This is a genomic window from Psychrosphaera sp. (assembly GCF_982872775.1).
The window spans coordinates 51,105-60,726 of the sequence record NZ_CEYNSH010000016.1 but is presented as its reverse complement, the minus strand read 5'-3'; the positions used below and the strand labels follow the sequence as shown (position 1 = coordinate 60,726).

General features: G+C 41.0%; 8 protein-coding genes. 3 read left to right on the top strand and 5 right to left on the bottom strand.

The features are described from left to right. The first annotated feature begins 88 nt into the window (after window positions 1-88). Entirely contained in the window at window positions 89-511 is a 423-nt protein-coding gene (locus AC4E96_RS06725; protein WP_488032741.1) for a VOC family protein, read from the top strand. Between the two features lie 174 nt (window positions 512-685). Beyond that, window positions 686-1,108 carry a BLUF domain-containing protein gene (locus tag AC4E96_RS06720; RefSeq protein ID WP_490255293.1) on the top strand — a complete coding sequence of 141 codons (423 nt, stop codon included), beginning with the start codon at window positions 686-688 and terminating at the stop codon, window positions 1,106-1,108. Between the two features lie 86 nt (window positions 1,109-1,194). Here the strand turns inward: AC4E96_RS06720 and AC4E96_RS06715 are convergent, their stop codons facing one another. After that, window positions 1,195-2,448, bottom strand: coding sequence for a dicarboxylate/amino acid:cation symporter (locus tag AC4E96_RS06715; RefSeq protein WP_490255292.1), 1,254 nt, complete (start codon window positions 2,446-2,448; stop codon window positions 1,195-1,197). A 268-nt stretch (window positions 2,449-2,716) separates the two neighbouring features. On the opposite strand from AC4E96_RS06715, the gene AC4E96_RS06710 reads away from it, so the two are divergent. Then, window positions 2,717-3,955: a DUF418 domain-containing protein gene (locus AC4E96_RS06710; protein WP_490255291.1), complete on the top strand. Its 1,239-nt coding sequence runs from the start codon at window positions 2,717-2,719 to the stop codon at window positions 3,953-3,955. A gap of 167 nt (window positions 3,956-4,122) precedes the next feature. On the opposite strand, the gene ribA is transcribed toward AC4E96_RS06710, so the two are convergent. From ribA to AC4E96_RS06690, 4 genes are all read right to left on the bottom strand, one after another. Further along, window positions 4,123-4,740 carry a GTP cyclohydrolase II RibA gene (gene ribA, locus AC4E96_RS06705; protein WP_488032737.1) on the bottom strand — a complete coding sequence of 206 codons (618 nt, stop codon included), beginning with the start codon at window positions 4,738-4,740 and terminating at the stop codon, window positions 4,123-4,125. Between the two features lie 130 nt (window positions 4,741-4,870). Then, window positions 4,871-7,393, bottom strand: coding sequence for an amino acid kinase family protein (locus tag AC4E96_RS06700; RefSeq protein WP_490255290.1), 2,523 nt, complete (start codon window positions 7,391-7,393; stop codon window positions 4,871-4,873). Beyond that, on the bottom strand, window positions 7,383-8,603 hold the full coding sequence (metB, locus tag AC4E96_RS06695; RefSeq protein WP_490255289.1) for a cystathionine gamma-synthase: 1,221 nt from the start codon (window positions 8,601-8,603) through the stop codon (window positions 7,383-7,385). The genes AC4E96_RS06700 and metB overlap by 11 nt, the downstream gene beginning before the upstream one ends. Continuing rightward, window positions 8,600-9,622 (bottom strand): alpha/beta fold hydrolase (locus AC4E96_RS06690; protein ID WP_490255288.1); only part of this gene is annotated, 1,023 nt, incomplete at its 5' end. The genes metB and AC4E96_RS06690, both read right to left, overlap by 4 nt.

Sequence of the window (9,622 nt, the reverse complement as noted above, 5' to 3'; positions counted from 1 at the left end):
TTTAACAAGTAATAAAGTGTTTTTTGTAAGTCATTTATTTATAATGTCGCCACATAAACTAACGTGAAGCAACTTGAAAAGGTATTGTATGTCTAACTGTTTACACCTTGCGATTCCTGCCGGTGATTTAGAAGTAGCCAAGAAATTTTATTGTGATGTGATGGGCTGTCGCTCTGGAAATAGTGAAGAAGGTCGTTGGATTGATATCGACTTTTGGGGTAACGAACTGACGATCCACCAAAGTGAAGAGCGTTTACCTACGGTTCGTCACGATGTAGACATGGGTGCCGTATCTGTTCCTCATTTTGGTGTACATATGCCAGAAGACGAATTTCAAGCGCTAAAGCAACGTATTGAAAAAGCAGGTCTAGAATACCTGGACAAGCCTTACCGTCGTTTCGTCGGTACTGAGTTTGAACAAGAAACATTCTTTATTGAAGATCCAAACGGCAACGTTTTAGAAATGAAAACGATGGTTAACCCGGAAGTATTATTCAGAGACGCCAAGTAAGAATTATAAATACTAGGGTGGTCGCCCACCGTTAAAACCACAACCAAATACCCGTACCAAAAGCATGTTTGATACGGGTATTTTTATTCTTACTACCTTATTTTCAAAATCAAACCCCTTTAGCTAATTACAAACTATAATTTCTTCATATATCTACGTTTAAGGGTGATTATTATGGGGACTTCTCAATTAATGCAGCTGATGTACATCAGTCGCGCCAAAAAACATTTCACAAAAGAGGAATTAGAGGAGTTGGTTGCGAAGGCCAATAGCAATAATCGTCATATTGATGTCACCGGTAGCTTGGTCTATAACGATGGGGTGTTTTTACAAGTTTTAGAGGGTGAACAAAAAAAGCTCTTGGATTTATATAACATTATTAAAGAGGACGAACGTCATCATAAAGTCACTAAAATTTACTTTGAGCCAGCCGAGACAAGACTGTTTAGCAAATGGTTTATGCACTTGGCAAGTTTGGAAAAATCCGACTCAAAAGATTTAACGATGATAAAAAATATGATGGCAAATATTGATGATGGAAAAATTAATGGGATTGCTGCGCCGACTGCCGTTTTAAAAGCGTTCTCGTCTCTTTGATTAATTACTTAAGAAGAGAACGCCCTAAATTGATCAATTTAGGCTATCGGAAAACGAGCGTTACAATAGCCTAAATATAATCTTGGTTAAGCTGCGGAGCGTGAAGCGTCCAACTCCTTAGTATTTGTCTCAACCTCGTCATTAACGAGACCTTCCGAGCGACCTACGACAAGTGCCGTAACAGCATCACCTGTAATATTAGTCGCAGTGCGCATCATATCGATGATACGGTCAATAGCCGCTACAATTGCTATCCCTTCCAAAGGTAGTCCTACAGCATTTAAGGTAACCGTCAACATGACGAGTGCGGCGCCAGGCACTCCTGCGGTACCAATGCTCGAGATTACCGCCGTCATTACAATAATGCCATAATCGACCATGTCTAAAGATATACCATAGATATGAGCGATGAAAATCGCTGCAATGGCCGGATAGATACCGCCACAACCGTCCATATTCGCGCTTGAGCCTAAGTTAGCAACGAATGAACCAAACCCTTTTTCAACTTTTAGGTTGTCAGAAATGACTTTGGTCGTGACTGGCAATGTCGCATAACTACTACATGTACTATAGGCCGTCGCCTGTGCTTCAAATATCTTTTTATAAAATGCTACAGGACTCATTTTGCCAAAAGCATAGACCAGACTAGAGTAGGTGAATGCAATGTGGAGTAAACAGCCAACGTAAACGGCAACGATAAATTGACCGAGAGGTAACAGCGTTTCTAATCCAAATTTACTTACGGTTGCGGCTAGAATTGCAAAAACACCAATAGGTGTTACCGCAAGTACCATCCTCATTAGAGATGCCATTACTTCATTACCAGACTCTATAAAAGCTTTAAATGGTTTGGCTTTTTCACCTGTGTTCAAAACGGCGATGCCTAACAAAACTGAAAAAACGACCACTGGAATCACTTTGCCGTTGGCCATAGAGTCAATGACGTTTGCCGGTATGAAACCTGATAACACTTCACCAATACTAGGAATAACACGAACTTTGTCTATTTCGGTCGACATCTGAATACCATCTGTCCAGTTGATTGAGGTTCCTACACCAAGACCAATCAAACTAGCGATAAAAGCAGTAAACAAAAATACCCCAATTGTTTTAAGGCCAAGCCTTTTCAGTTTACTTGGATCTGAAAAACTAAAAATCGATGAAACGATTGAAAAGAACAACAATGGGATAACGACCATCTTTATGGCATTGATGTATGCCGTGCCAATTGGCTTGATCGCTAGGGCGGCTTCCTCGAAAAGCAAACCAAATGCAATCGCAGCAACGAAGGCGATTAAGATCTGTTTGGATAGAGACAGTGCTGTAAAACGTGAGATCATAATACTTTTATTTCCTAAATTGGAGTGTGACAGCGTAAAATCGTGATTCTACTATGAGTTACGAAAGATTAAGCGTTTGTGATTAGAGCTATTAGCAATAACAAATAACAATTTAATTAGTGATTCAGTTCGAAAGATACGAAACGACTTTTTTGAATTATTTAGTAAACAATTTTGGGGATTCTGTACTCAATACTGATCCTTCCAATGTGGTAACTTTGCTTCTAATTGCAGTACACTCAGTTAACTGCCAATAAAGGATGGTTACATGATTACCCAACAATCAAAAAATGAATCAGTTTCACACAGTTCAATGAGCAACCAGCGTATCGCTCACCTGGATCTGTTGAGAGGGGTAGCAGTTTTAGGCTTACTTTTTATGAATATTCCATACATGGGTATGTTTGAACTTGGGTACGTGATGCACGAACCAATGCTATTAGTAGATCAAGTGATGGCCGTCACAAATGCCTTTTTATTCGATGGCAGGTTTAGAAGCTTATTTTGTATCTTGTTTGCTATTGGTCTGTTTTTGCAGTTTCAAAAATATAAGCCGATGGGTTTTGACCCAAGTATGATTTTGAAAAGTCGACTTTCATGGCTGTTATTGTTTGGTGTAATTCATTGTACCTTCATATGGCCAGGCGACATTTTGATCATGTATGCACTTAGTGGCTTCGTCCTTTTGAGTCGCTTAGACCACACTTCAACTCAATTGTTAAAAAACGGAATGATTCTTTTTTCAATTGGCATCGTTATCTTTTTAATAGAAATGGGCTTAATTGTTTATTTTGATACACCGATGGTTCGTGGTTCTGATGCCTATCAAGAAGCAATTAGCAGTATACCTACCACGTATGTAGATAGACTGTATTCAAACTTTATTATCGCCGTCGCCTATATTGTTAGTTTTCCATTGTTAAGTATGTGTTACTTAGTTGGAACTATGTTCATTGGTTTGGGGTTATACAAACAGGGGGATTTGACCACAGGTTTTTCGTCTAGCGCATTGAGCACTTTATTGCTTATTACTTTGATGATTTCTTCAATAGATGCTTATATCGCGGTCCAGTATCCGTTTATTTGGAATAGCTCGAATGGTATTGGCGGAGCGATTTCAGGGTTAACAATGGCGCTGCTGATATGGCACTTAGTGGTGACGAATAAACTAGCTGAAGCTAAAACTTGGTTTGTAGGCGCAGTTAAAAGTGTCGGTAAAATGGCATTTACCATGTATATTTTTCAATCCGTGGTGATGACAATCATCTTTAGAGAGTTATTTTTTGAATGGGCGTTAAGCTTTACGTTATTGGATTACTTTTTGACTTCGTTAGGCTTTGCATTGGTCCAGTTATTGTTCGCCAGTCTTTATTTGTCATTCTTCAAACAAGGACCGCTAGAATTTATTTGGAGGCTCGCCGTACAAAGGCGCTTGGATGAGTTGCAACGAGATGTATCACGAGTTGCTAAACAAAGATCTTCTGAAATAAATAAGCAGTTAAACTAACTGTTCGATTAAACTAACTGGGCAATTAAACTAAGTATGGAATTAAAAAGCCCTGATCTAATATTGAGGTGACCCCCAGTAATTGAAATATCCAACTATTGGGGGTCACTTCATAGCAGGGCTTTATCTGACAGCTGTAGCTACAATTTTGTAGCCCGAGACCGGTGTTAGCTGGCTTTGTCAGCAAGCTCCGTTTGATTCAGCATATGGTCACCATGAGCTGATTTTGTTCGTAAATAGCTCAGGTTATCCTTTTTGATAAATGTTCCTGTACGTTGGTCTGAGACTAATTCAAAGTCATTACTCAACGCCGCGATCTTTTTAGGGTTGTTCGTGATCAGCTGAACAGATTTGATGTCTAATGCTTGTAACATGTGAACCGCATCAGAGTATTCTCGCTGATCCTCGCCAAAACCTAGTGCTTTATTGGCTTGGTATGTATTCATCCCCTCAGACTGCAAAACGTATGCATCGAGTTTGTTGTAAAGACCGATACCTCGACCTTCCTGACGCATGTAAAGGATGATGCCACCTAACTCAGCCATTCTTTCAATTGTTTCGTCGAGCTGTTCACCACAGTCACAACGAGACGAGTGAAATACATCTCCTGTCAAACATTCAGAATGAATGCGGACAAGAGGGGCAGATTGGTCTTTGTCTGCTTTTTTAAAGATAAGAGCGATGTGCTCGTTGCCTTCTTTAAATTGCTTAAAAGTAACAATTTCTGCAGGAATATTACCTGCTTTGCCTACGTGTAGGTCAACTCGAGATCTAATTTCGCTCATTTGGGTCTGCCTTTACCAGAAGTACTGCTTGGTTCTAATTTTAACTTGATGCTTAGCAAAGCTCCACTGTATACGTAATTAAATCTCAATTAGCTCATCAATATTTACAATATTTACGTTATCAATAAATTTACTTTAACAAAGTTAGGACATCATTTACGACACCTGCTGCTGTTACTTTATTACCTGCACCTGGCCCTCGGATAATCAGAGGCTGACTTTGGTAATAATCTGAGTAAATGATGAATATATTGTCATTGGGGTTTAATCCAAAAAACTCCGAATGAACATCAGGTGATTGCAATTCTATTGACACAGCCGATGCGTTATTACTATTGTCCAACCCACGCAGTGCATCAAGGTCAATTTTGACAATAGGAACAAGGCTATCTGTCGGCTTCTTTGCAATGTATTTGTCAAAATAAGCGTCCAATTTGGCGTGGTTTTTGGTACACCCCCAATCAAAGCCTTCGGTTTCTATGACATCCTGCGGTAACCACTTGGGTAATTTGATATCTGAAACGTTAAACGTTAGGTCACAAAGTTGTTCGGCCCAACTTTCCCTCATTAAAATAATTACCTTTCGAGCGATATCGACGCCAGATAAATCAATTCGTGGATCTGGCTCTGTGAGACCCAACGATCTGGCTTGTAATATCGCATCACTGTATGAAGTTCCTTTAGCACATTGTTGAAAAATCCATGAAAGAGAGCCCGAACACACCGCGTGGATTTGATGAATTGTATCGCCGCTTCTTATCAAGTTTTGAATACTGCTCAATAATGGTAGCCCTGCGCCAACCGTGGCTTCATATAACCACTTGTTGGACGACTCAAGCGACTTTAAACGTTGGTAAAAAGAGCTGTCAGAAGCACCTGCAACCTTGTTCGCAGTAACAATTGAGTGACCATCAACAAAAAATTGTTCATATTTTCCCGCAACCATTTCACTGGCTGTCGTATCGATAATGACGGTTTGGCTGTTATTTTGATGCGCTGTCGATAGTGCTTTCAAACGGCTAGAGAATGCGTCCAGGTCAACCGGCTCTAACAATTCTTTGTTAGCGTCCTTTGTGGCCAATGTAGCTAATATTTCCTCGGTATTAACTGGAGCCTTGCCATCAATGGTGATCATGGCAGTAGAGTTTGCAATTAGAGCAAGGTCAATTTTGAGTGCTCGAGCGTTACCGTGACTTTGTTTATTCTTATTATTTAGTGAATCGAGAATCTCCAACACTTGGCGACCAACTTGTCCGGGACCAATCAACCCCACCGTCAAATCTGCAACTTGTGACATCATATAGTCATGTAGCTGAGCTTCTAACAGTTGAGTATCTCGTTCACTTTCGGTGCTATTTTGCTCGCGCATCTTGTCCTTGGTCAATGAAAATACCGCGACGAGTGCATTTGGCATTGTTAATATTTGGCTAGGGCGCTCTAATGGACGTGTTATATTCTTAAAAAACTGACTAAAAGCCTTTTCATCTTCTTTATTGTGACGACCAATGATGCTGACGAGTTTGGCGCGATTGTATTGACACGTATCAACTTGCGATAAGTATTCACGGTTGATCAACGCCATCGTTTGTTGGCTTTGTTCGCAATCAAAATGAACAATAACCGGGCAACTCTCTGGTAATAACGACAACGGAATTAAATATAAGTCGTTTTGAACATTTACAACCCATTGAGCATGATGATTGGGGCTGGCTTGTTGAGAAATTACCGTACCAACTTCTTTCGCTTTACTAGGGCATCGAATGGCAAGTTCGATGTGATTGTTGAGCAATGGTGTTAGTGTCCTGTGATGTAAAACCGGTGAGCCAAGTTGCGATAAAGTCATCGCGTTATCAAATGACAGAGATTGAATGTGTTTGGCATTAGCAACTTTGTTCGGGTCTGCTGTAAATACGCCATTCACATCGGTCCAAAAAGTTACCTTTTTAGCACCGAGTAAAGTACCGATTAAGCTCGCTGAATAATCACTACCATTTCTACCTAATAATAATGTGTTCCCCTGGTAATCACTTGCAATAAAGCCGGTAAAAATAAACAAGGGCGAGGTTTCAAAGTTAGTTAACGCTTTAGCTTTGAGTTTATTAAACTTTGCAACGCTCGTACTTTCGCAGTAACCAGTTTGATTAAAGGTAAGAAACTCTCTCGTATCTATTGCAATAGCTTGGCCTATGGCCTCTGCAAATAATTTAGCCGACCAGATTTCACCAAAGGCAATAATCTCGCTTTTTAAAGTTTCCGGTTTGGGCGTATGGGTATTTGATAATGCCGTCAGTCTAATTCTGATAGCTTCAATATCATGAGCTAGAGAGGCTTGATATTTATGCAAAGACTCGGTGTCTAATAATGCCTTTGCACGAGTCATCTGAGTCGAAAATAAATGTTCTAACGCTGCGTCTTGTTCATTGATTGGCAATCCACATAAGTCGATAAGTAAGTCGGTGTTTTTACCGTTCGCAGAAACCACTACGGCGAGGCCTTCCGTGTTGGTAGACTTCGCTTCTTTAACGAGTTCAACGGCTTGGCGAATCGCTTTGCTATCTTTTAGGCTAGAACCACCAAACTTATATACTTCGTTATGCGAGATAACCTCAGCGGATACGAATTGTAAATTAGGGGAGACAATTTCAACTTGCATGTTGAACCTCTTGTTCTTTTGATGTTGCCAAAGCGGCATCCAATGCATGAGAGAGATCGTTAATCAAATCTTGGTAGTGTTCTAGACCGACCGAAATACGCACAAGGTTATCTTTTATTCCCGCAGTCACCCTTGCGCTCTCGTCCATAGCAGCATGGGTCATTGAAGCAGGGTGGCAAATAAGACTTTCAACTCCGCCAAGACTTTCGGCCAGCGAGAATAGCCTTAAGTGCTCAAAAAACGCAGTAATTTGCGTTCGATCCAAATCTAATTCAAAACTTATTAACGAGCCAAAGCCTTGCTGCTGCGCAACCGCAGTAGGATGAGTCGGATGCGTTGGTAGTGATGGGTGATAAACACGAGTAATCGCTTTGTGTTCAAACAAGAAGTTGACGAGATGCTTGGCGTTTGTTTCGTGTTGATTTAGTCGTACATTCAACGTTCTCAATCCTCGCAACGTCAAGTAACTATCAAAAGGAGAGCCTGTGATCCCCAAACAGTTTGCCCACCACGCGAGTTCCTCTGCGAGTGCAGCGGTTTTGGCTACGACAGCACCACCTACCACATCGCTATGTCCATTAATAAATTTGGTCGTTGAGTGCACAACAATATCTGCGCCTAACAACAGAGGTTGCTGAAAAAACGGTGACAAAAAGGTGTTATCCACCGCGACCAGTGCATTATGTTCGTGGGCAAGCTCTGATATTTTCGCAATGTCGTATACCCTTAATAAAGGGTTTGAAGGGCTTTCGATCCAAATCAGTTTGGTATTAGACCGAATACATTCTTCTAATGCTTGTTGGTTGTTTTGATCAACAAAATCCAATTCGAACAGTCCTCGTTCCGCGAGTTTGCTGAACAATCGGAACGTACCGCCATAACAGTCGTGTGGGGCGATTAAATGATCACCCGGGTTCAATACTTGTAATGCCAAATGAATCGCTGCGATACCTGAAGATGTGATCACACTCCCATTGCCTGATTCTAATTGACTCAATGCTTCAGCGAGGCTATCGCGTGTTGGGTTACCTGAACGCGTGTAATCGTATTGTCGAGGTTGGCCTAAACCCTCGAATGTGTAATTACTTGAAAGGTACATCGGAGGGATGACCGCACCGTATTGAGAATCTGATTCTAAACCAGCTCTTATTGCGCTAGTTTGCAGGGACTGTGACTTATCAAAGTTCGGGAGTTGGATAGTACGGCTCATTGGAAATCTCCATTTGTTTCGGAATAGGTGGCGTTAGTAGCAGACACGTGTCGTTGGATGATGCTGTTAATTGCATCAAACTCTTTTAAAAAACCATCGTGTCCATATTTGGTTGAGATCACATAGTGGTTAGACTCACCACTTGATTCTTCAGAGAGCTGACGCACCAAGCGTTCTGGGATCAATACATCAGTGTCGAACGCAATTGTGGTCAAGGGTACACGGATTTGCTCTGGTGAAATTTGAAATAGATCAATAGATTGACTCAAAGTTAAATAAGCATAAGGACAAAACTTCTCAATGAATCTATTTCCGGTTGCGTCGAGGTAGTCGTCAAACTCAAAGGTAATATGAGGTTCTGTTTGATTAGGTAATGAAGAGAATCGCTCGTCGAATTCATCATCAGCACGATAGGACAACATAGCTAAAGAGCGCGCTAGTTTTAGGCCTTCTCTAGGGGTTTGTTGGTTGTTTAGAGTGAGTTTGATTATTTGGCGCTGCAGACTTCTGTTTGCTTTGGCTTTATTTGGTGTCTGATGCGCAGAGCAAATGACGACTAATTGATTTACAAGCCCTGGAAAAAGGGCAGCAAATGACATCGCAACAAACCCGCCATAAGAGCAGCCAATAACCGCATGAAAATTTGATATTGAAAGGTGAGCCATCAACTCTTTAATTGCTCTGGCTTGATCTTGCGGCAATATCGTATTGTTTTTGTCGTAGTTCAAAGGGTTTGGGATTGAACTTGAGGCCCCATTGCCGCCTAAATATTCGATACTCAGTACTTGGAATATGTTTAAGTCAATAGCAGGGGTCGATGCATCAGAACAAGATGTTTGGCACGGAATATAATCAACCACATCACGCCACCAGCCGGCAGAGCCATCACTGCACTGATAAACATACTTATTTGCCGAAATACCACCCATGATCAATAAAACGGGTCCACATGGGTTTCCGACTAACTGATACTCTAATTTACAATCTTCAATTACCCCACCCAATTCGAGCTTAAATGG

What these genes read in the sequence shown, in the direction of transcription:
- AC4E96_RS06725 (WP_488032741.1), top strand. Translation starts at nt 89, where the DNA reads ATGTCTAACTGTTTACACCTTGCGATTCCTGCCGGTGATTTAGAAGTA.
- AC4E96_RS06720 (WP_490255293.1), top strand. Translation starts at nt 686, where the DNA reads ATGGGGACTTCTCAATTAATGCAGCTGATGTACATCAGTCGCGCCAAA.
- AC4E96_RS06715 (WP_490255292.1), bottom strand. Translation starts at nt 2,448, where the DNA reads ATGATCTCACGTTTTACAGCACTGTCTCTATCCAAACAGATCTTAATC.
- AC4E96_RS06710 (WP_490255291.1), top strand. Translation starts at nt 2,717, where the DNA reads ATGATTACCCAACAATCAAAAAATGAATCAGTTTCACACAGTTCAATG.
- ribA (WP_488032737.1), bottom strand. Translation starts at nt 4,740, where the DNA reads ATGAGCGAAATTAGATCTCGAGTTGACCTACACGTAGGCAAAGCAGGT.
- AC4E96_RS06700 (WP_490255290.1), bottom strand. Translation starts at nt 7,393, where the DNA reads ATGCAAGTTGAAATTGTCTCCCCTAATTTACAATTCGTATCCGCTGAG.
- metB (WP_490255289.1), bottom strand. Translation starts at nt 8,603, where the DNA reads ATGAGCCGTACTATCCAACTCCCGAACTTTGATAAGTCACAGTCCCTG.